The organism is Streptomyces sp. NPDC039430, assembly GCF_055639435.1.
The window spans coordinates 74,716-94,562 of sequence record NZ_JBVKAK010000014.1; the positions used below are offsets into that span (position 1 = coordinate 74,716).

The 19,847-nt window shown below is 70.6% G+C and carries 19 protein-coding genes; 13 read left to right on the top strand and 6 right to left on the bottom strand.

Annotation, left to right across the window (positions count from 1 at the left end; genetic code table 11):
- Positions 1-66 precede the first annotated feature (66 nt).
- The 7 genes from ACZ7LS_RS28655 to ACZ7LS_RS28685 all read left to right on the top strand — a co-directional run bounded on the left by ACZ7LS_RS28655 (position 67) and on the right by ACZ7LS_RS28685 (position 5,627).
- Positions 67-1,305 (top strand): Mur ligase family protein, encoded by a 1,239-nt coding sequence (locus tag ACZ7LS_RS28655; protein WP_382526066.1) that lies wholly within the window; start codon positions 67-69, stop codon positions 1,303-1,305.
- Between the two features lie 49 nt (positions 1,306-1,354).
- The gene (locus ACZ7LS_RS28660) at positions 1,355-2,083 is read left to right on the top strand and encodes a type 1 glutamine amidotransferase (protein WP_129769270.1); all 729 of its coding nucleotides are present in this window, start codon (positions 1,355-1,357) and stop codon (positions 2,081-2,083) included.
- 228 nt (positions 2,084-2,311) lie between these two features.
- Complete coding sequence (locus ACZ7LS_RS28665; RefSeq protein ID WP_129769269.1) at positions 2,312-3,337, top strand: 6-phosphofructokinase; 1,026 nt, start codon at positions 2,312-2,314, stop codon at positions 3,335-3,337.
- Positions 3,338-3,510: 173 nt separating this feature from the next.
- Positions 3,511-4,461, top strand: coding sequence for a cytochrome c oxidase assembly protein (locus ACZ7LS_RS28670; protein WP_382526069.1), 951 nt, complete (start codon positions 3,511-3,513; stop codon positions 4,459-4,461).
- Between the two features lie 61 nt (positions 4,462-4,522).
- Positions 4,523-4,681, top strand: coding sequence for a hypothetical protein (locus ACZ7LS_RS28675; RefSeq protein WP_030349777.1), 159 nt, complete (start codon positions 4,523-4,525; stop codon positions 4,679-4,681).
- A gap of 92 nt (positions 4,682-4,773) precedes the next feature.
- Positions 4,774-5,250, top strand: a complete 477-nt coding sequence (locus ACZ7LS_RS28680) for an SRPBCC family protein (RefSeq protein WP_382672248.1) — start codon at positions 4,774-4,776, stop codon at positions 5,248-5,250.
- Positions 5,247-5,627, top strand: a complete 381-nt coding sequence (locus ACZ7LS_RS28685) for an ArsR/SmtB family transcription factor (RefSeq protein ID WP_385133949.1) — start codon at positions 5,247-5,249, stop codon at positions 5,625-5,627. Before ACZ7LS_RS28680 ends, ACZ7LS_RS28685 begins: the two co-directional genes overlap by 4 nt.
- 156 nt (positions 5,628-5,783) lie before the next feature.
- Here the strand turns inward: ACZ7LS_RS28685 and ACZ7LS_RS28690 are convergent, their stop codons facing one another.
- From ACZ7LS_RS28690 to ACZ7LS_RS28700, 3 genes are all read right to left on the bottom strand, one after another.
- Positions 5,784-6,995, bottom strand: coding sequence for an SPFH domain-containing protein (locus ACZ7LS_RS28690; protein ID WP_382672253.1), 1,212 nt, complete (start codon positions 6,993-6,995; stop codon positions 5,784-5,786).
- Between the two features lie 48 nt (positions 6,996-7,043).
- A complete protein-coding gene (locus tag ACZ7LS_RS28695; RefSeq protein WP_240045635.1) occupies positions 7,044-7,265 on the bottom strand; it encodes a hypothetical protein in 222 nt (73 codons plus the stop codon).
- Between the two features lie 358 nt (positions 7,266-7,623).
- Positions 7,624-8,760 (bottom strand): LysR family transcriptional regulator, encoded by a 1,137-nt coding sequence (locus tag ACZ7LS_RS28700; RefSeq protein ID WP_385133952.1) that lies wholly within the window; start codon positions 8,758-8,760, stop codon positions 7,624-7,626.
- Between the two features lie 3 nt (positions 8,761-8,763).
- Between ACZ7LS_RS28700 and ACZ7LS_RS28705 the strand changes: the two genes are divergently transcribed.
- The 5 genes from ACZ7LS_RS28705 to ACZ7LS_RS28725 all read left to right on the top strand — a co-directional run bounded on the left by ACZ7LS_RS28705 (position 8,764) and on the right by ACZ7LS_RS28725 (position 14,771).
- Entirely contained in the window at positions 8,764-9,759 is a 996-nt protein-coding gene (locus ACZ7LS_RS28705; RefSeq protein ID WP_385133955.1) for a serine hydrolase, read from the top strand.
- Positions 9,760-9,884: 125 nt separating this feature from the next.
- Positions 9,885-10,925 (top strand): MBL fold metallo-hydrolase, encoded by a 1,041-nt coding sequence (locus tag ACZ7LS_RS28710; protein ID WP_385133958.1) that lies wholly within the window; start codon positions 9,885-9,887, stop codon positions 10,923-10,925.
- Between the two features lie 255 nt (positions 10,926-11,180).
- Positions 11,181-12,965 (top strand): rhamnogalacturonan lyase, encoded by a 1,785-nt coding sequence (locus tag ACZ7LS_RS28715; protein ID WP_385134056.1) that lies wholly within the window; start codon positions 11,181-11,183, stop codon positions 12,963-12,965.
- 140 nt (positions 12,966-13,105) lie between these two features.
- The gene (locus ACZ7LS_RS28720; protein WP_385133960.1) at positions 13,106-13,915 is read left to right on the top strand and encodes a pectate lyase; all 810 of its coding nucleotides are present in this window, start codon (positions 13,106-13,108) and stop codon (positions 13,913-13,915) included.
- Positions 13,916-14,150: 235 nt separating this feature from the next.
- On the top strand, positions 14,151-14,771 hold the full coding sequence (locus ACZ7LS_RS28725) for a DedA family protein (protein WP_382526083.1): 621 nt from the start codon (positions 14,151-14,153) through the stop codon (positions 14,769-14,771).
- A 133-nt stretch (positions 14,772-14,904) separates the two neighbouring features.
- On the opposite strand, the gene ACZ7LS_RS28730 is transcribed toward ACZ7LS_RS28725, so the two are convergent.
- Positions 14,905-15,747 carry an ABC transporter permease subunit gene (locus ACZ7LS_RS28730; protein ID WP_385133963.1) on the bottom strand — a complete coding sequence of 281 codons (843 nt, stop codon included), beginning with the start codon at positions 15,745-15,747 and terminating at the stop codon, positions 14,905-14,907.
- Between the two features lie 584 nt (positions 15,748-16,331).
- Here ACZ7LS_RS28730 and ACZ7LS_RS28735 point away from each other — a divergent pair.
- Positions 16,332-17,009, top strand: coding sequence for a response regulator transcription factor (locus ACZ7LS_RS28735; protein ID WP_385134059.1), 678 nt, complete (start codon positions 16,332-16,334; stop codon positions 17,007-17,009).
- Between the two features lie 29 nt (positions 17,010-17,038).
- Here the strand turns inward: ACZ7LS_RS28735 and ACZ7LS_RS28740 are convergent, their stop codons facing one another.
- Together ACZ7LS_RS28740 and ACZ7LS_RS28745 are read right to left on the bottom strand one after the other, a co-directional pair.
- On the bottom strand, positions 17,039-18,604 hold the full coding sequence (locus ACZ7LS_RS28740; protein WP_382672276.1) for a DUF7405 family protein: 1,566 nt from the start codon (positions 18,602-18,604) through the stop codon (positions 17,039-17,041).
- A 377-nt stretch (positions 18,605-18,981) separates the two neighbouring features.
- Entirely contained in the window at positions 18,982-19,650 is a 669-nt protein-coding gene (locus tag ACZ7LS_RS28745) for a TetR/AcrR family transcriptional regulator (RefSeq protein WP_382526090.1), read from the bottom strand.
- Positions 19,651-19,847: the final 197 nt, after the last annotated feature.

Consider the following 19,847-nt stretch of genomic DNA (forward strand, 5'->3'; position numbering starts at 1 on the left):
CGGTTCGGGCCCCTGGCCGGATCTCGATAGGCTGACCCACGGACCGACGCAAGGAGGATCAAGGCGATGTCAGGCAACACGGACCCGCTGACGCCGCGGGCCAAGCTGGCCGTGACGGCGGGCAAGGCCGCGGCGGCGGTGTCGCGCGCCGCGGGCCGCGGCAGCGGATCGGTGATCGGCGGGAAGGTCGCGCTCAGACTCGACCCCGATCTGCTGGGACGGCTGGCGCAGCATCTCGACGTCATCCTCGTGTCGGCGACCAATGGCAAGACCACCACGACGCGGCTGATCGCCGAGGCGCTGCGGGCCGCGGGGCCCGTGGTCTCCAACGCTCTCGGCGCCAATATGCCGGCCGGCATCACCTCGGCCCTCGCGGGCGGTTCGGACGCCAAGTACGGCGTGATCGAGGTCGACGAGAAGTACCTCGCCGGGGTGGCACGGGACACGACGCCCAAGGCGATCGCCCTGCTCAACCTCTCCCGCGACCAGCTCGACCGCGCCGCGGAGACCCGGATGCTCGCCGAGAAGTGGCGCGAGGGCCTGGCCGGTACGAAGGCCGTCGTCGTCGCCAACGCCGACGACCCGCTGATCGTCTGGGCCGCCTCCTCCTCGCCCAATGTGGTCTGGGTCGCGGCCGGACAGGAGTGGAAGGACGACGCCTGGTCCTGCCCCGCCTGCGGCGGTGTGCTGCAGCGCCCCGGCGACGACTGGTTCTGCGGCGACTGCGGATTCCGCAGGCCGCCCCCCAGCTGGGCGCTGCACGGCGACCATGTCCTCGACCCGCACGGCTCCGCCTGGCCGATCCACCTCCAGCTGCCCGGCCGCGCGAACAAGGCGAACGCCGCCACCTCCGCCGCCGTCGCGGCGACCTTCGGGGTCCCGCCGCAGGTGGCGCTGGAGCGCATGTACCAGGTGCAGGCCGTGGCCGGCCGGTACGACGTGGTGTCGTTCCTCGGCCGCGATCTGCGGCTGCTGCTCGCGAAGAACCCCGCGGGCTGGCTGGAGACCTTCTCCCTCATCGATCCGCCGCCGACCCCGGTCATCCTCGCCGTCAACGCCCGTGGCGCGGACGGCACGGACACCTCCTGGCTGTGGGACGTCGACTACACCCGGCTGGCCGGCCATCCGATCTTCGTCATCGGGGACCGGAAGCTGGACCTCGCGGTACGCCTCGAAGTCGCCGGTCTCGACTTCCGGGTCTGCGAGACCCCGGACGAGGCCGTGCAGATGGCGCCGCCGGGACGGATCGAGGCGATCGCCAACTACACCTCGTTCCAGGACCTGCGCCGCCGCGTCGGCAACTGACCCGACTCCGGCAGACCTGACCCCTCGGAACCCTGAAGGACGAGCGAGAATGAGCGACAACAGCCTGCGTCTGGTGTGGATCTACCCCGACCTGCTGAGCACCTACGGGGACCAGGGCAACGCCCTGGTGGTGGAGCGCCGGGCCCGCCAGCGCCGTCTGAACGTCACCCGCGTCGACGTACGGAGCGACCAGCCGGTGCCGACTTCGGGCGACATCTATCTGATCGGCGGCGGTGAGGACCGGCCGCAGCGGCTGGCCGCGGAGCGGCTGCGCCGCGACGGCGGGCTCAGCCGGGCCGTCTCGAACGGCGCGATCGTGTTCTCGGTCTGCGCCGGCTACCAGATCCTCGGGCACGAGTTCGTCAACGATCTGGGCGAGCGCGAGGCCGGTCTCGGGCTGCTCGACGTGGTCTCCACCCGTGGCGAGGGAGCCCGGTGCGTCGGTGACGTGCTGGCCGACATCGACCCGCAGCTGAACCTGCCTCAGCTGACGGGGTTCGAGAACCACCAGGGCGTCACGCACCTGGGTCCGTCGGCCCGGCCGTTCGCGCGGGTACGGCTCGGGCGCGGCAACGGCACGGGCGACGGCACGGAGGGCGCGTACAACGGGACGGTCTTCGGTACGTACATGCACGGTCCTGTGATGGCCCGCAATCCGCAGATCGCGGACCTGCTGCTGAAGCTGGCCCTCGATGTGAACGCGCTGCCGCCGACCGACGACCGCTGGTACGAGGCGCTGCGCGCCGAGCGGGTCGCCGCGGCGATCCAGCCCGCCTGACGCCGTTCGGAGGCCCTGAAGGCCCCCGCCCCCGGCCGAGCCGCCGGCGGGGCTGCCGACATGGTGGGCGGCGTTGCCGGCAGGGCTGCCGGCGTGGTTGCCGGAGCGCCCTGTCCAGCAGGCGGACGCCGGGTTTCGGTCCCGCCACCGCCCGCCGGTAGGGTGGCGGCGACCTGGCCGGACGATGGGGTCCGGCCGTCGGCCCACGAAGCGAAGGTATTGCGGGCAATGCGAATTGGTGTGCTCACCTCAGGCGGCGACTGCCCCGGCCTCAACGCCGTGATCAGGTCCGTCGTGCACCGCGCCGTCGTCGACCACGGCGACGAGGTGATCGGTTTCCATGACGGCTGGAAGGGCCTTCTGGAAGGCGACTACCGCAAGCTCGATCTGGACGCGGTCGCGGGCATCCTCGCCCGCGGCGGCACGATCCTGGGCTCGTCCCGGGTGCAGCCCGCGCATCTGCGGGACGGCGTGGAGCGCGCCCGGGGTCACGTGGCCGACCTGGGTATCGACGCGATCATCCCGATCGGCGGTGAGGGCACCCTCAAGGCCGCCCATCTGCTGTCCGAGGCCGGGCTGCCGATCGTCGGCGTGCCGAAGACCATCGACAACGACATCGCCTCGACCGATGTGACCTTCGGCTTCGACACGGCCGTCGGGGTCGCCACCGAGGCGCTCGACCGGCTGAAGACCACCGCCGAGTCCCATCAGCGCGTGCTCATCGTCGAGGTCATGGGGCGGCACACCGGCTGGATCGCCCTGCACTCAGGGATGGCCGCGGGCGCCCACGCCATCGTCGTACCCGAGCGGCCCTTCGACATAGGCGAGTTGACCGAGCTGGTCGGCAAGCGCTTCTCGGCGGGCAAGCGGTTCGCGATCGTGGTGGTCGCGGAGGGCGCGAAGCCGCGCGAGGGCTCGATGGAGTTCGACGTGGGCGGCAAGGACATCTACGGCCACGAGCGCTTCGCGGGCGTGGCCAGGCAGCTCTCGATCGAGCTGGAGGAGCGCCTCGGCAAGGAGGCCAGGCCGGTGATACTCGGCCATGTCCAGCGCGGTGGCACCCCCACGGCGTACGACCGGGTCCTGGCCACCCGCTTCGGCTGGCACGCCGTCGAGGCCGCGCACCGCGGCGAGTTCGGGATGCTGACGGCGCTGCGCGGCACGGACATCGTGATGGTGCCGCTGGGCGAGGCCGTCGAGACGCTCAAGACGGTGCCCGCGGAGCGGTACGCCGAGGCGGAGTGCGTGCTCTGATCCCGCGCGAGCTTCCCCCGGCTCTCCCGCGGATTTCCCGCGACGGGCTCCGATGACCCGCCTGGATCCCGGTGGACCGCCGGGATCCGCGATGAACCGCCCCCGGTCGCAGCCGCGACCGGGGGCGGTTCTAGTCTGGTGCGGACAATCGACGCGATTCCGGGAGCAGACGGATGGACCACAGCGGGCACGGCATGACCATGGATCTGCCGCCGTTCACGCTGGGACGGGCGCTGGAGTTCTCCCCGGACCTCTTTTTCCTGATCGGCTGTCTGCTGGGACTGGTCCTGTACGGCGCCGGCGTGCTGAGGCTCCGGCGGCGCGGCGACAGCTGGCCGGTGGGCCGCACGATCGCGTTCGTCCTGGGTGTGCTGACCGTGGCGCTGGTGATGTGCACCAAGCTGAACGACTACGGCATGGTCATGTTCAGTGTGCATATGGTCCAGCACATGATCATCAGCATGGTCTCGCCGATCCTGCTGCTGCTCGGCGCCCCGGTGACGCTGACGCTGCGCGCGCTGCCGGTCGCCGGGCGCGGCCGCAAGGGCCCGCGCGAGCTGCTGCTGGCCCTGCTGCACAGCCGGTACGTACGGATCGTCACGCACCCCGCCTTCACCATCCCGCTCTTCATCGCGAGCCTGTACGGGCTGTACTTCACGCCGCTCTTCGACTTCCTGATGGAGTCCAAGACCGGGCACATCGCGATGATGGTCCACTTCCTCGCGGTCGGACTGGTCTTCTTCTGGCCGATCATGGGCGTCGACCCGGGTCCGCACCGGCCCGGTTATGTGATGCGGATGCTGGAGCTGTTCGCCGGGATGCCGTTCCACGCGTTCTTCGGGATCGCGCTGATGATGGCGAGCGAGCCGATGGTCGACGCGTACCGCGATCCCCCGGCCTCGCTCGGGATCGAGGCGCTGACCGATCAGAACGCGGCGGGCGGGATCGCCTGGGCGTTCAGCGAGATCCCGTCGGTGCTGGTCCTGATCGCGCTGGTCTTCCAGTGGTACCGCTCGGAGCAGCGGCAGGCGAAGCGCTCGGACCGGGCCGCCGACCGGGACGGTGACAAGGAACTGGCGGCGTACAACGCCTATCTGGCCTCACTCCAGGCCCGGGGGCAGTAGCGCGAACCCCTGGTCCCGGGCGACGATAAGCGTCATGGCCCCGGCCAGGAGGAGGACGCACATGTCCGGATCCACCAAGACCATGGGTGTGGTGACCGTCGGCGCGCTGGTCGTCGTGACGGGCTACACCGCGGCGCTCGGCAGCAACGGCTGGCTGTGGTTCGGCTGGGTGGTGCTGGCGCTGATCACGATCGGCATGGCGGCCTCACGCGGCCACTGACTCATATCGCGCAACCCTTGGGTTGCACCATTGAGGGGATTGGTGCAACCATCGAGTTGCACGTTAGTTCCGAGCAGCGGAAGGTTTCCCTCATGTCCACATCCGATGACCGCGTCGAAGATGACCGCATCGAACGCGAGATCACCATCGCGGCGCCCGTGGAACGCGTCTGGGCGGTGCTGACAGAACCGGAGCATGTCGGGAAGTGGTTCGGCCAGGGCCCGCCCGCCCCCATCGACCTGCGGCCGGGCGGCGTCATGCACCTGGACCACGGTCAGTACGGCCAGTTCCCGACGACGATCGTGAAGGTCGATCCGCCGCACTACTTCTCGTACCGCTGGGCGAGCGCGTACCCCGGCCGCCAGGCCGACGAGGGCAACTCGACCCTCGTGGAGTTCACGCTCGCCCCGGAGGGCGACGGAACCAGGCTGCGTGTGGTCGAGACCGGCTTCGCCGATATCGTGATCCCGGAGGACAGGAAGGACGTCGCCTCGAAGGAAAGCCACACGGACGGCTGGACGGAGATGGTCGTCACCATCCGGGATTACGTGGAGCGACTCGACGCATGACGGCAGAAGCCGACCGGGACACCGTGGCGGAGGTCCTGACCGCGCTGGCGGATCCGACCCGGCGCCGGATACTCGACGCCCTCGCCGCGCACGGCGAGGCGACGGCCACGGTCCTGGCCGGGGAACTGCCGGTCAGCCGCCAGGCGATCGTCAAACATCTCGCGGTCCTCGACCGGGCCGGTCTGGTCGCCGCCCACCGGGCGGGCCGGGAGGCGCGGTACGCGGTGCGCCCCGCGCGGCTCAGTGTCACCGCCCGGTGGATGGACCGGGTCGCCGCGGACTGGGACTCCCGGCTCTCGGCGATCAAGCGCCTCGCCGAGGACGCGTCGTCCGACGACCGTCCGCAGACAGAGCCCCGGACCGGTCCCAGGAGCTGATCCTGGAACCGGTCCGGGGTCCTGTCGGGCGGGCTCGGCGTCACGTGGACCCCGTGACGCGGCTCGGCGCTACGCGGACTCGATGACGCGGGACGGTGTCACGTGGACTCGGTCACGCGGCTCGGCGTCACGTGGACTCGGTCACGCGGACCGGTGTCACGTGGACTCGGTCACGCGGAGCGCGGGCTTCCGGTTCACTCCGGGGGTCGCGCCGGAGTCCTTGGTACCGGCGGATGAATCCTTGAGCGAGTTCAGGATCGCCATGCCCTGGCCCACCAGACCCGCCGCCATGTCGTTGACGCCGTCGGTGCCGTTCAGGACGGTGAGGTTCGCACCCGACATGCCCCGGGCGGCCGCGTCGGCCAGGGCCGGCAGGTTCTCCACGACGCGGTTGGCCGCGATCAGTTCCTGGTTGCCGTCCTTCAGGGACGCCGCGCGGGCGGTGTTCGCGTCGGCCTCGGCCTGGGCGAGCGCGCGCTCGCTGTACGCGTTGCCGTCCGCCTCGAACTTCGCCCGGTCGCGGGACGCCTCCGCGAGCGTCCGCTGCCGGTACGCCTCGGCGTCCGCCGGGCGCCGGACCTCGGCCTCCAGCCGCTGCGCGGCCAGGAGCGCCTGACGCTCCGCCAGCGCCGTCTGCTGCTCGATGGTGTCCTGCGAGGCCCTGGCCTCGGCGAGCGGTCCGGCCTGCGCGGCACGGGCGTTGACCTGCTCCGTCTCGGCGAGGAAGCCGGCCCGCTTGATCGCGGTGTCCCGCTCGTACTCGGCCTTGAGCGCGGCGGCCTGCTGCTCGCGTTCGGAGGCTTCCTGGTCCGCCTTGGCCTGGGCGATACGCGCCTGGCTCGCGACGGCGGCGGCGTGCGGGGCGGCCAGGTTGCTGATGTATCCGGTCGCGTCCTCGATCTCCTGGATCTGGAGGGCGTCCACGACGATGCCGAGCTTCTCCATCTCGCTGTGGCTGCCCTGCTTGACCTCCTGGGCCACCCGGTCGCGCTCGCGGATGATCTGCTCCACGGTCAGTCCGCCGATGATGGAGCGCAGGTGACCGGCGAAGATCCGGCCGACCAGCTCTTCCATGTGTTCCTGTTCCGTCAGGAAGCGCCGGGCCGCGTTGGCGATCGACACGGCGTCGTCGCCGACCTTGAACACGGATACCGCGCGGACCTTGAGCCGGATGCCCTGCTGGGTCACACAGTCCTCGACGATCTCCGCCTCCCGGAGCGCGAGTGACAGCATGCGGGCCTTCTGCTTGACGGGCATGACGAAACTGCCGTGCCCGGTGACGATCCGGAACTGCGTGTCCTGTGCCTGACGTTTGGAACCGGATATGAGCATCGCCTCGTTGGGCGCGGGAACATGCCAGAACAGCATGGGCGTACTCCTGTCGAACTGCCTGCTTCTCTGTGTTCAGGAAGGGGTTCAGGACGGAAAGGGCTCCACGATCACCGAACGCGCCGAGATCGAATCGACGACGATCACCCGGAGGTTTCTGCCGATCGGGTGGTCCGCCCAGGCCGCGTAGGCCTCGGATCCGCCCCGTACGGACACCAGCACCTCGCCGGGGCCGTCGGCCGGGATCGGAACGGTGACCCGCCCGATCGCACCGACGGGGCTCTGCGCGGAGTCATCTGCCACGGACATACGTCGTTGCTCCACCCGTCTCCCTCGTGGCGGCGCGCCGGGCCCCGGCGGACGGAGTCGTTCCACGGTCCGCGTGGACCCGCGTCCGTACGGTCACCGCGTCAGTCGCGATCATCGCGATCACGCTCCTGACCATGGCGATCACGCTCCTGGAGGGCCGCGCCTCCGACCTCGTCCATCATCGAGGACGCCCCCGGCAAAGCGGCCGACGGCGACATACCCTCGATCTCTTCACAGTACTCCGGAGGGGGTCGCGGGAGCATGGGCAGAGCCGCGAACGATCACCCCCCGGGGCGTGCGCCGCGGGGCTTCCGGGCCCCTCGTTTCCCAGCCCGGCCCAGCCGTGGCCCGGCCCTGATCAGCCGTATACGACGGACCAGGGCCGGGGTCCGGGCCGGTCCTGCGGGTTCCCCGGGTCCTGAGGATCTCTCGGGCCCCCGAGGTCCCTGTGGGACGTCTCTCCGGGGGGTCCGGCGGCTCCGGGGGCTCCGGGTTCCCCGCGCTCCCCGGACTCCCCTGCTGGGCGCGCGGCGGGCGGGGAATCGCGGGCGAGCACGCCCGCCGCCAGCTCCGCGAAGGTCCGGGCCGCCGGGTGGGCCGCCCGGCTGGGCCGTACGGCCACGATCCGCTGGGTGAGCGGGCGGCCTGCCAGTGGCCGCCAGACCACGCGCGGCTCCTTGCGGGCCACGGGTCCGGCGTCGAAGGCGATCCCCTGGCCCGCGGCCACCAGTCCGATCAGGAACTCGGGGGTACGGGCGTGCCGTATCCGGGCCGGAACGAAGCCGCCGCGGCGGCAGCTGTCCAGCGTGCTGTCGTACCGGCCGGGGGCGGTCGCCCGGGGGAAGAGCACAAGGTCGTGGCCGGCCAGCTCCCCGAGCGCGACCTCGGGCGCCCCGGCCAGCGGCGAGGTACGCGGCAGCACCACACCCAGCTCCATGGAGACCTCGGGCCCCGGGACCAGACCGGTGGTGTCGGCCGGCTGCTGGACCAGCCCCACATCGAGCCGGCCGGAGGCGAGCAGCCGCAGCTGCTCGTCCGTCGTCTCTTCCCGCAGGTCGACCCGGAGGTCCGGCGCCCGCTCCGCGCAGGCCGCGAGCAGCGCGTGCAGCACGGAGGCCGGGGTGCCCGGCGGGACGCCCGCCCGCAGTGTGGCGGGATCGCCCTCCCCCGCGCGGCGCACCAGCGCGCGCAGCCGCTCCTCCCGTACGAGCAGCTCCCGCGCCTCCTCCCGCAGGACCGTGCCCGCGGCCGTCAGCCGGACCTGGCGTCGTGAGCGGTCGAAGAGTTCCGTGCCGAGCTCCTTCTCCAGCCGGCGGATCGCCTGGCTGAGCGGTGGCTGGGCCATGCCCAGGATGTCCGCGGCCCGGCCCTTCTCCAGCCGGCGGATCGCCTGGCTGAGCGGTGGCTGGGCCATGCCCAGGATGTCCGCGGCCCGGCTGAAGTGCAGTTCTTCGGCGACGACGGCGAAAATACGGAGGTGGCGCAGGAGATCCACGCCATGAGCCTATGCGAGGGGGCGGCGAGCGGGATGCCGGTCGAGGAGAGCGTCGGAGCGGTGTTCGCGGCGGCGGGGGCGGAGGCGCGGTTGCACGCTGTGGCGATCGGGCCGGGCCCTTCGGTCCCGAACAGGCCACCGGGCGGGGCGGGTTCGGCGCCGGGCGGGGCGGGTTCGGCGGGCCGCGCCGAGGTCGCGATCGGTGCGGACGAACCGGTCGTGCTGGCGTCCGTGTTCAAGGTGCTGCTCGTGCTGGAGTTCGCGCGACAGGTGGCGGCGGGCCAACTCGACCCGAGGGAACGGGTTTGGGTCACGGCCGACGACCGGCTCGGCGGATGGGGCACCGCGGGGTGTCTGGACGACATCGGGGTATCGCTGCGCGATCTGGCCCACTTCGCCATGTCGGTCAGCGACAACTCGGCGGCCGATCTGCTGCTGGCACGGGTCGGCACGGACACGGTCCGGCTGCTCGCCGAGGAGCTGGGGCTCCACCGCACCCGGATCCTGGGCGGGCCGCGCCAGATACTGGAGACGATGCTCGCGGAGGTGGGGGCGCGCGACGAGCGGGAGTTCGCCGCCATCTATCCGTCGCTGTCGGCCGAGCGGCTGCGCGGGCTGAGCGTGCTGGATCCGGAACGTACGAGCGCGAGCACCCCGCGCGAGATCACCCGGCTGCTGCGGCTCATCTGGCAGGACGAGGCGGGCCCGCCCGAAGCCTGCGCCCGGGTACGCGAATTGATGGGACGTCAGATCTTTCGGCACCGGCTCGTCTCGGGCTTCCCCGACGAGGTCCGGGTCGCCGCCAAGACGGGCACGCTGCCGGGGCTGCACGCCGAGGCCGGTGTCGTCCACTACCCCGACGGCGGGCGGTACGCGGTCGCCGTCTTCGCGCGTACCGGCGATCCGGTCACCCACCGCACCGCGGTGGATTCGGCCATCGGCGCGGCGGCCCGGATCACGGTGGAGGCATTGCGCGGAGGACGCGAAGGACGCGAATGACCTCACGTGAAGGCCGCGCGCGGGTGGGGTACACGCGTGTGACCTGCGGTCATACGTCATCGGATAGGGGAGATGCGCCGCTCAGGTCTTGGACGGCGGCGGGTCCGCGCTGATCTCCTGCCGTCATGAACCCCGATCACACACAGCGCACGCCCCGGCCCGGCCGTCGTACGGTCCTGAGAACCGCCGTACTCGGCACGGCCGCCAGCCTGGCGCTGCCCACGGCCGCGTCGGCAGCGTCCCCGGCGCGCACCACGGCGGCCCCGCCGGGCGCGATGTCCCGCCCTGCGTCCGGCACGTCCGGCACGTCAGGCACGGCGGGTTCGGTGTCCTGGCGCTGGCTCGGCACCTCGGGCTGGCGCATGGACCTCGACGGCAGGACCGTGCTCTTCGACCCGTATGTCACCCGCTTCTCCACCGGCCTGTTCGACGGCGCGTTCGACCCGGCCACGGAGCTGGAGACGGACGAGGGTCTCGTCGACCGGCACGCCGGCCGTCCCGAAGTCATCCTGGTCAGCCACAGCCACTGGGACCATCTCAACGATGTCCCGTATCTCGCGAAGACGACGGGGGCGCGGGTCGTCGGTACGGAGACGACGTACCACCTGCTGTGCTCGCTGGGCGTCGACCCGGCTCAGCTCTCCGTGGTCAGGGGCGGGGAGGTGCTGGACTTCGGCGGATACACCGTCGAGGCCGTGGCGTCCGTCCACAGCCGCAACAAGAACCACTCCTACTTCTCCCCCGGCACCCTCAACGCCCCGCCCGCCACCGCGCCGACGACCATCGCCGAGCTGCCGGAGGGTAACACCCTCGCCTTCCAGGTGACGTTCGGGAACGGGCCCTCGGTCTTCCTGATGGGCGGCAGCGACTTCATCGAGCGTGAGGTGACGGGGCTGCGGCCCGGCATCGCCATGGTCGCGGTCCCGTCCAGCACGGCGACGTACCGGTACGTTCCCCGGCTGATGCGGGCGCTCGGCGGGCCCGGCGTCGTCGTACCGGTCCACTGGGACAACTTCGAAGTGCCCCTGAGCGGACCGCCGCCGCGGGATCCCGGCGCGGATCTGGAGGGTCTGGTGGCCGGGGTGCGCGCCGCGAGCCCCACGTCGCGTGTCGTCGTACCGGACTACCGGACGGTCTACGGACCGGACATGCGGCCCGTGAAGTAGACCCGCTCCACGCGAGGCTCCGGCTCCGGGGGCGGAGCCGGAGCCGAAGACGGGGCCGAGGGGCGGCAACCTTTTCCGTACGGGCGGCGACCAGGGGACGCAGGGACAGACACCCCCCACCCCTCTGGAGGACTCGTGCGGTTCAGAGTCGGCTCGTACCCAGCACGTTCGGGATCCCCGCCACCACGCCCTCTCCCCCTCGGAGTGGTGCCGCTGGGCGTGCTCGCGGTGGCCGGCGCGGTCCTCGCCGGGCTGATGACGCCCGCGCCGAGCGTGGCGCGGCCCGGTGAGCGGGCGGTGGCGGCGGCCGCGCGGCTGGAGCGGCTCGACCGCGGTCTGGTCAGTGTGCACACGGGCAATGACAACCTGGTCAGCTGGCGCTGGCTGGCGACCGACGCGGACAACGTGTCCTTCAACCTCTACCGGGGCTCGGTCAAGGTCAACGCCGCGCCGATCACCACCACGAACTATCTGCACAAGGACGCCCCCAACTCGGCGGACTACACGGTGCGCGCGCTCGTGAACGGCGCGGAGCAGCCCGCCTCGCCCAGCGCGGTCCAGTTCCGCTCCGGCTATCTCGATGTACCGATCTCCGTCCCGGCGGCGGGGCCGGACTACACGTACGAGGCCAACGACGCGTCGGTCGGCGATCTCGACGGGGACGGCGATCTCGATCTCGTCCTGAAGTGGCAGCCCACCAACGCCAAGGACAACTCCCAGTCCGGGGTCACCGGCAACACGATCGTGGACGGCTACACACTCCAGGGCCAGCGGCTGTGGCGTATCGATCTGGGCCGCAACATCCGCTCAGGCGCGCACTACACGCAGTTCCAGGTCTTCGACTACGACGGCGACGGCCGGGCCGAGGTCGCCATGAAGACCGCCGACGGCACGGTCGACGGAACGGGGAAGGCGATCGGCAACGCCTCCGCCGACCACCGCAATTCCAGTGGGTACGTGCTCGAAGGGCCCGAGTTCCTGACGGTGTTCGACGGGCGGACGGGCGCCGCGCGGAGCACGGTCGACCATGTGCCGCCGCGCGGTTCCGTCGCCTCCTGGGGCGACTCTTACGGCAACCGCGTGGACCGTTTCCTGGCCGGGATCGCCTATCTGGACGGGACCAACCCCTCCCTGATCATGGCGCGGGGGTACTACACCCGTACGGTGATCTCCGCCTGGGACTTCAGAGGCGGCTCGCTCACCCGCAGATGGACGTTCGACACCAACAGCTCCACCAACAGCGGCAAGGGCTACGACGGCCAGGGCAACCACGCCCTCACGGTCGGCGATGTGGACGGCGACGGCAGGGACGAGATCGTGTACGGCTCGATGGCCGTGGACGACAACGGCTCCGGCCTGTGGACGACGCGCAACGGCCACGGCGACGCGGCCCACCTCGGCGATCTCGACCCGTCCCGCCCGGGCCTTGAGTACTTCAAAGTGGACGAGGACGCGTCCAAGCCCTCCTCGTACTTCGCCGACGCCAGGACCGGCCAGGTGTTGTGGCAGACCGCGGCCGGCGGCGACAACGGCCGGGGCGTGGCCGGGGACATCTGGGCGGGCAGCGACGGCGCCGAGATGTGGTCGGCGGCCGACGGTTCGATCCGCGACAGGGCCGGTACCGCCAGGGGCCGCAAGCCGTCCTCGGCCAACTTCCTGGCGTGGTGGGACGGCGATCCGGTGCGCGAACTGCTCGACGGCACCCGCGTCGACAAGTACGGCCCGTCGTCCGACAGCCGGCTGCTGACCGCTTCAGGGGTGCACTCCAACAACGGCACCAAGGCCACCCCGTCGCTCTCCGGCGACATCCTCGGCGACTGGCGCGAGGAGGTCATCTGGCCCACCACCGACAACACGGCGCTGCGTATCTACTCCACACCGCACGCGACCGACCGGAAGATCACCACACTGCTGCACGACCGCATGTACCGGACGGCACTGGCCTGGCAGAACACCGCCTACAACCAGCCGCCGCATCCCAGTTTCCCGATCGGCGACAAGATGCCCACGCCTCCCAGGCCGGTCATCACCACTCCGTGAAACAGCTGTTCGTGAAGCAGCGGTCTGTGAAGCAGCGGTTTGTGAAGCAGCGCCGCACGAATCAGCGGTCCACGCGGTCCGCGAATCCGTGGTTCACGAAAGAGCCGTCCACACCGTTCACCGACAGAAGGAGCCCCCTCATGACACGACAGCACAACACCCGCCTGACCGCGGGGAAACGGCGGGTGATGGCCGGCGGCCTCGGCGCCGGCGCCCTTCTCCTCGCCACACTCTCCTCAGGACTCACGCTGCCCACCGCCACGGCCGCCACCTGGCCGTCGCCCAACGGCAGCGAGGCCGTCGGCGCCACGAAGCCCGTCAGCGGTTCCGTGGACGGCGGGATGAAGCGCTACTACGGCACCGGTGACCTGGGCAGCGGCGGCCAGAACGAGGGCCAGGACCCGATCTTCAGGCTCGCCGACGGCGCGACCCTGAAGAACGTCATCATCGGTGCCCCCGCCGCCGACGGCATCCACTGCGCCGGAAGCTGCACACTCCAGAACGTGTGGTGGGAGGACGTCGGCGAGGACGCGGCCACCTTCCGCGGCACCGGCGAGACGTACACCGTCAGCGGCGGTGGCGCCCGCAAGGCAGCGGACAAGATCTTTCAGTTCAACGGCGGCGGCACACTGAACATCTCCAACTTCGCCGGCCAGGACTTCAAGACGTTCGTCCGCTCCTGCGGCAACTGCTCAAGTCAGTACAAGCGCACGGTCAATGTGACCAACACCGAGATCACCGCACCCGGCGGTGTCATCGGTGGCATCAACACCAACTACGGCGACTCACTGACCCTGCGCGGTATCACCATCGTCGGGGACAGCAGCAAGAAGATCGTGCCGTGCCAGAAGTACATCGGGAACAACACCGGCGCCGAGCCGACGAAGAACGGCTCCGACGCGGACGGCACGTACTGCAAGTACAGCGCCTCCGATCTGACCTACAGGTGAGGGGCCGCCGGTGAGCACTGACAGGTGAGCCGAGCGCGCGCCTGCCCGTCTCCGCCCCGCGCCGCACCGCCTCGTCGATACGCGAGGCGGTGCGGCCCGGGGTCCGGGCGGCGGCCCGTGGGCGTCTTTGACGAGTACGCGTACGGCGCGCTGCGCCCGCGACCGCGCGCACACTGTCATCATCGCCTATGCGGCCGGTATCGCCCGGTATCGGCGGATCGGAGGGACGCGCCGGATGGATACGATCACCAACTGGCTCGGCGGCCTCTCCGGCCCCGTGGTCTACACCGTGGTCGGCGCGCTCGTGTTCTGCGAGGACGCCCTCTTCTTCGGTTTCGTGCTCCCCGGTGAGACAGCCGCCGTACTGGGCGGGCTGCTGGCCGCCCAGGGCGAGGTGTCGGTGTGGTGGCTGACGGTGGTCGTGGTGGTCGCCGCGATCCTCGGCGACAGCACCGGCTACGCGGTGAGCCGCCACTTCGGCGACCGGATCCTGTCGGCCCGGAGCCTGCGCAGGCGCCAGGAGCATGTCGAACGGGCGCGCGAGATGATCCGGGTGCGCGGCGCCTCGGCGGTGTTCCTGGCCCGCTTCATCGCCTTCCTCCGCGCGCTGATGCCGGCGCTGGCGGGGCTCTCGGACATGCCGTACCGGAGGTTCCTGCTGTTCAACGCGCTGGGCGGGCTGTGCTGGGGCGTGAGCTGTACGGCGGTCGGCTACTTCGCCGGGGCCGCGTTCACCAGGATCGAGTCACAGGTGGGGAAGATCGCCGGGGCCGTGATCGCCGGGGTGGTCGTCCTCGCGCTGGCCGTATGGGCGTACCGACGCCACCACCGCCGGACACACCCACCACACCACTGACGGGGAACGGCCCTGGACCGTCTCCGTCCCCCGCCCCGCGCCCCGCGCCCCGCGTCAACGGCCCTGCTCCGCCTTGACGTTGGCGGGAAGCGACGGGGCCCGAGCCATCGCGCTCGCGGCCGGCTCGGTCCGGCTACGCGTCGCGCCTGTGCGGCAGCAGGCCGCCGACCAGCAGCGCGGCCGCGGCCCACGCCGCGAGCACGCCCAGGCCGGCCCATGGGCCGATGGGGAGTCCGTCCAGATGGACGGTGGCCTGGACCGCGAGTCCGGCGGTCATGGGCGCGATCTGCTGGAGGTGGCGCTGCCACTCCGGGTCGTGGACCACCTGGGTGACGACCGGGAAGAGGTACAGCAGCCCGAGCACGATCCCGATGGCGGTCGCCGCCTCCCGTACCGCCGTCGCCACGCCGAGGCCGGTCAGGGCGATCAGGGCGAGGTAGAGGACCGAGCCCACGGCCGCGCGCAGGGTCGGGCCGTCGGCCAGGGACAGCGGGGCATAGCCGTGTGCCTCGGTGAATCCGTTGCCGGGCAGGATGTGGCGGCCGACGAGGAGGGAGGCCAGGACGGCAGCCGCCCCGGAGGCGAGGACGACCGTGGTGAGGACCGTCGCCTTGGCGGTGAGGACGGTGAGCCGGTTCGGCACCGCCGTGAGCGTGGTGCGGATCATCCCGGTGCCGTACTCGCCGCTGACTGCCAGCACCGCGAAGACGGCGATGACCGCCTGCCCGACGGTGACGCCGGTCAGGGCGAGCTTGACGGCGTCCTGGCCGCACCCCGTGTCCGGGCACTTCACCGCCTTGGCGGTGCCGCAGCCCACGGCCACGGTCAGCGCGACGGCGAGCAGGAGCAGCCTCCCCGTTTCCCCCGCGGTGCGCGGCTTCGTCCACTCCCACTCCGCGCGCAGGGCGCGGCCGAAGTCCCCTCGCCACGCGCCGTCCGCCGTGCCCGTGAGTCGTGCGCCGCTCAGGAGACTCATACGTCCCTCCCGCGCAGCCGCTGGAGAGTTTCCTCGTCCTGGCTCGCAGTCGGCACGGCGAGTTCACCGACCGGGCGCGCCTCGCCCTCGGCCAACTCGCGCTGACCGCCCTGACGGGACGGGCGAAGGACATCGCGGCCAAGGGCCTGACCGTGCGCGAGAACCGGATCGACGGCTCCGCGTGGGTGTGGGGCAGCCGGACGCTGCTGCGTCGCGTGGCCGACAACGTGGTCGACAACGCGATCGCGCACAACGACCCCGTGGGCTGGATCAGTGTCGCGGTACGGGCTGAAGGAGACGACGCGGGCGCGGTGTTCCTCGTCGTCGAGTCCAGCGGACCGGTCCTCGACCAGCGGCGAGTGACGGTTCGCGCGGCCGTTCCGCCGCCTTGGCGCCGACCGGACCGGCACCGGCCGGGGCAGCGGCCTCGGCCTCTCCATCGTCGCGGCCATCACCGAGGCCCACCATGGCACGCTGGACCTGTACGCCCGCCCCGACGGCGGCCCGCGCGTCACCATCGCGCTCCCCCGTACGGACATCGGGGCGACGGCGGAGACCCGCGACACGGAGAGGGGCGTGGCGCGTTGAGAGTCCTGGTGATCGAGGACACCCGCCCCCTCGCCGACGTCATCGCCGAGGGACTGCGCGACCAGGGCATGGCCGTGGACGTGGCCCACGACGGGCTCGACGCCTCGGCCAAACTGGACGTCAATCCGTACGACGTCGTGGTGCTCGACCGCGACCTGCCAGGCATCCACGGCGACACCCTCTGCCAGATGATCACCGAGCGGGACGGCCGCGTGATGGTCCTGATGCTGACCGCCGCCGACTCACCCGGCGACCGTGTCAGCGGCCTGACCCTGGGCGCCGACGACTACCTCGCCAAGCCCTTCCACTTTCCCGAACTCGTCCTGCGCATCCGCGCCCTGGCCCGCCGCCGCCCCGCCGCCCGATCCCGCACCCTGCGCACGGCGGGCATCGAACTCGGCCCGATACGCCGCACCGCCGACCGCGACGGCCGCCAACTCGACCTCTCCGTCAAGGAGTTCGCGGTACTGGAAGCCCTCCTGGACGCGAGCCCCGCCTTCCTCAGCACGGAGGACCTCCTCGAACAGGTCTGGGACGAACACGCCGACCCGTTCACCAACACCGTCACAGTGACCATCAGCCGCCTGCGCCGCAAACTCTGCGAGCCCCCGGTCATCGCCACCACACCCGGCGTGGGATACCGGATCACCGACCCGGCCGTCCCACCCGGCTGAGCGGCCGCGGGCGCGGCGTGCCGCTCGTGTCAGACGAGGAACTCGGCGAGTGGGAAGGAGCGATGGCGACGTGGTGGAACCAGATAGTTCTGCCGGTGGGTCGTGTGCAGCACCGAGTTGATGCCGGCGTGGGGGCTGCGCGGTGCGACAGGGAGTGTCTTGTCGGGATAGTGGCCGTCCATCGAGAGCCGAACGAGATTGAAGATCGCGGTCGTCGGCTGGAACTGGATGAAGTGCAACCCGGCCGCCGGCTTCTTGCTGTAGTGGTCTGCCGTCGGATCGGAGGTGTAGTGGAATGGATTGTCCAGCGTGTCGAAGTCGCCGCGCACGGGGATGGTCGTCCCCGTGGGGTACGCCTTCCCGTAGTTGCTGGTCATCGCCGATGTGGTGCTGTCCACCTCCGACATGCTCCCCGTGTGGCCGTAGGCGTGGTACCGCTGAACGCCTTTCGCCACTTCGGCCTCGCTTTGACCGGGCGGCTGGAGGGCGAGCGTACCCGGCGCGGGCGCGGGCGAGAGGCCGGGATGGAGCATCGCCTGGACGCGATCCGCGTACTGGGGGAAGTTCTTGTCGTACCAGGTCACCAGATCCTGGAACAGGTGCGAGAGATGCATGGTGGTGCCCTGTTTGAAGTAACCGTTGGGCCACTGATCGGTGAAACCGGGCAGGGTCTCCAGGTTGGCGATGACGCCGGGGCCCATATTCGAGTCCAGAGTGGTGGCGAAGCCGAGGAATCCCTGAGCCTGTCGGGGAATGGACTGTGCGCCGGGGATATCGGCCGCGAGCGCCAGCTTGCTCGGCAGGCCCTGCTGCCCGTAGAAACCGCCCCCGGAGAAGCCCTGGCGAATGCTCGTCACCTTGAACAGGCTGCCCGCCTGGTCGCCTCCATGCCCGAAGATGGCGTTCATGGCTTCCGCGATATTGGCGAGCGAGTCACTGCGGAGGAGCACGGCCACGTCATTCTGTTCCAAGCGGACCGGCCCGAAGCCGGACGGGGGCTCGTCGCTGGGGAACGTCATGGCCTCCTGCAGCGCGTATACGGTACGTCCCTGCGTCTTGGAGGTCTTCACATCGACCGGCAGATACGCCGGGTAAGTCGTTCCCGCCTTGAAGAAGCCCGATGTCCTGCCCAGGGTCGGGACGTAGTGGTGGAAGTAGGGAAGTCCCCAGGCGATCGTGGTGCCCACGCCTGTGGGAGTGAGCGGGAATTGGCGTTCCAGCCCCAGGAGCGCGGACTCAAGATGGTGCTGCGCCTCCTGCAACGCCTTGGCGTTCGCCGGCACATTCAGCCTTGCCGTAATGACGTGGTCGTGCAGGGCCGGCACCCGGACCGCGATCGTTCCCTTGCTGCTCTTCACGCCCGAGCCATCGACCATCACCACCTGCTCGTTCTGCAGGATGTACTGTTCCTGGATGGGCCGGCTGTCGGCGACAGTGGGCCTGTCCGGCGGTTTTACCATGGCGTCGATCATCTTGTAGATGCCGGCGGATGCCAGAGCGGCACCGAAGGTTCCCGCTGTCCCTTGAATAAGGCGTCGCCTGTTCAAGTTCCCGCGTGGTCGTCCCGCACGCACATTTTCGTTGCCATCTGTCATGGAAACGTATTCCTTCACTGTGGAGTGGGTGTCCGCCATCACCCGGCATCGGAGTTCCGACCCGCTCGAACGACTGGGCTCGAATGACCGGGATTGACCTTCCTGCCACTCACGCGCTCGGAAAGGTGAGGGGCTGAAACAGAAGGTGCGGACCAGGTGAGTGCGCCGCCGGTGAGGACCGTCGCCCGATGACGGCGGGAATGCCGGCTGGTTGCCCTCGTCATCACCTTCGGTGTCGCGATATAACCACACAGGGCCTGGGCCATTGAAGCCAACACGCGGCCCGGGTCATCGCAGCCGGCGCCGATCCGGTGCGGTGGATATCCGCTACCCGAGGTTCCCCCGGCATACGGAAGACATGGTCAGCGGATCGAGGATCAGGCGTTGTGCCGGCTTCCTGTCGACAGCAGTCCGTCGACCACCAGAGACGCCAACCGCTCAGCCGTGGCGATTCGTTCCTGCAGCGACATGGACTCCGGGCGGCCGAGGCGCTGGGCGAGAGGCAGTTGCACCAGACCGGACGCGGGACTGACGAGCGCGAAAAAGAGCATGTCGATGGGGACCGGTGCCATGCGTCCCGATGCGATGAGGGCCTCGACGCTTGGGGTGATCAGAGCCAGCGTGGGTGCGACGTAGCGCTCGTAGAGGTAGTCCAGCCGCTCGGTATCGCGGGAGAACTCGTCCACGCACAGCTGCCCCAGGCAGGGTGTGTCCACCGAAGTACGGTAGAAGTCGGTGATGAGCCGACGGAGCCGTTCGGCGTCGTCGGCGTCGGGGGCGGCCTGGCCCAGCCGGCTCATCTGCGAGCCGAGCGCGAAATCGACGACGGCGCGCCAGAACGCGGCCTTCGAGCCGTACCGGTCGTTGATGAAGTTGTGACTGACTCCCAGCCGCCTGGCGAGCTCACGGGCCGACGTACGGTCGTAGCCCAGCTCCGCGAACGTCTCCAGTCCGCGCAGCAGGATGTCGCGCTCCTCCGGCACCGCCGGCATGTCCGCGCCCCGGGGGCCCGGCCGCCGGGGTGGCGACGCCGACCTGGCAGTCACGGTCCTCCCTCGGTTCCGCTCCGACATCACTCGTCCAGCAGCCGCGCGGGGGCACCCGTCGCGCCCATCGGGCCGTGGGCGGATTACCGCGACCGGGCCCGGGGGACGCGACACAGCCCGCGCGAATCCGACTTGACGCCCGTCAGGCTACCGCAACCGCACCGCAGCGGCACCGGATCAGCCGTCACGCACGGCAC

Excerpts from the sequence above, each read along its gene's own strand:
- ACZ7LS_RS28655 (WP_382526066.1), top strand. The coding sequence starts at position 67 with ATGTCAGGCAACACGGACCCGCTGACGCCGCGGGCCAAGCTGGCCGTG.
- ACZ7LS_RS28660 (WP_129769270.1), top strand. The coding sequence starts at position 1,355 with ATGAGCGACAACAGCCTGCGTCTGGTGTGGATCTACCCCGACCTGCTG.
- ACZ7LS_RS28665 (WP_129769269.1), top strand. The coding sequence starts at position 2,312 with ATGCGAATTGGTGTGCTCACCTCAGGCGGCGACTGCCCCGGCCTCAAC.
- ACZ7LS_RS28670 (WP_382526069.1), top strand. The coding sequence starts at position 3,511 with ATGGACCACAGCGGGCACGGCATGACCATGGATCTGCCGCCGTTCACG.
- ACZ7LS_RS28675 (WP_030349777.1), top strand. The coding sequence starts at position 4,523 with ATGTCCGGATCCACCAAGACCATGGGTGTGGTGACCGTCGGCGCGCTG.
- ACZ7LS_RS28680 (WP_382672248.1), top strand. The coding sequence starts at position 4,774 with ATGTCCACATCCGATGACCGCGTCGAAGATGACCGCATCGAACGCGAG.
- ACZ7LS_RS28685 (WP_385133949.1), top strand. The coding sequence starts at position 5,247 with ATGACGGCAGAAGCCGACCGGGACACCGTGGCGGAGGTCCTGACCGCG.
- ACZ7LS_RS28690 (WP_382672253.1), bottom strand. The coding sequence starts at position 6,995 with ATGCTGTTCTGGCATGTTCCCGCGCCCAACGAGGCGATGCTCATATCC.
- ACZ7LS_RS28695 (WP_240045635.1), bottom strand. The coding sequence starts at position 7,265 with ATGTCCGTGGCAGATGACTCCGCGCAGAGCCCCGTCGGTGCGATCGGG.
- ACZ7LS_RS28705 (WP_385133955.1), top strand. The coding sequence starts at position 8,764 with ATGAGCCTATGCGAGGGGGCGGCGAGCGGGATGCCGGTCGAGGAGAGC.
- ACZ7LS_RS28710 (WP_385133958.1), top strand. The coding sequence starts at position 9,885 with ATGAACCCCGATCACACACAGCGCACGCCCCGGCCCGGCCGTCGTACG.
- ACZ7LS_RS28715 (WP_385134056.1), top strand. The coding sequence starts at position 11,181 with ATGACGCCCGCGCCGAGCGTGGCGCGGCCCGGTGAGCGGGCGGTGGCG.
- ACZ7LS_RS28720 (WP_385133960.1), top strand. The coding sequence starts at position 13,106 with ATGACACGACAGCACAACACCCGCCTGACCGCGGGGAAACGGCGGGTG.
- ACZ7LS_RS28725 (WP_382526083.1), top strand. The coding sequence starts at position 14,151 with ATGGATACGATCACCAACTGGCTCGGCGGCCTCTCCGGCCCCGTGGTC.
- ACZ7LS_RS28730 (WP_385133963.1), bottom strand. The coding sequence starts at position 15,747 with ATGAGTCTCCTGAGCGGCGCACGACTCACGGGCACGGCGGACGGCGCG.
- ACZ7LS_RS28740 (WP_382672276.1), bottom strand. The coding sequence starts at position 18,604 with ATGACAGATGGCAACGAAAATGTGCGTGCGGGACGACCACGCGGGAAC.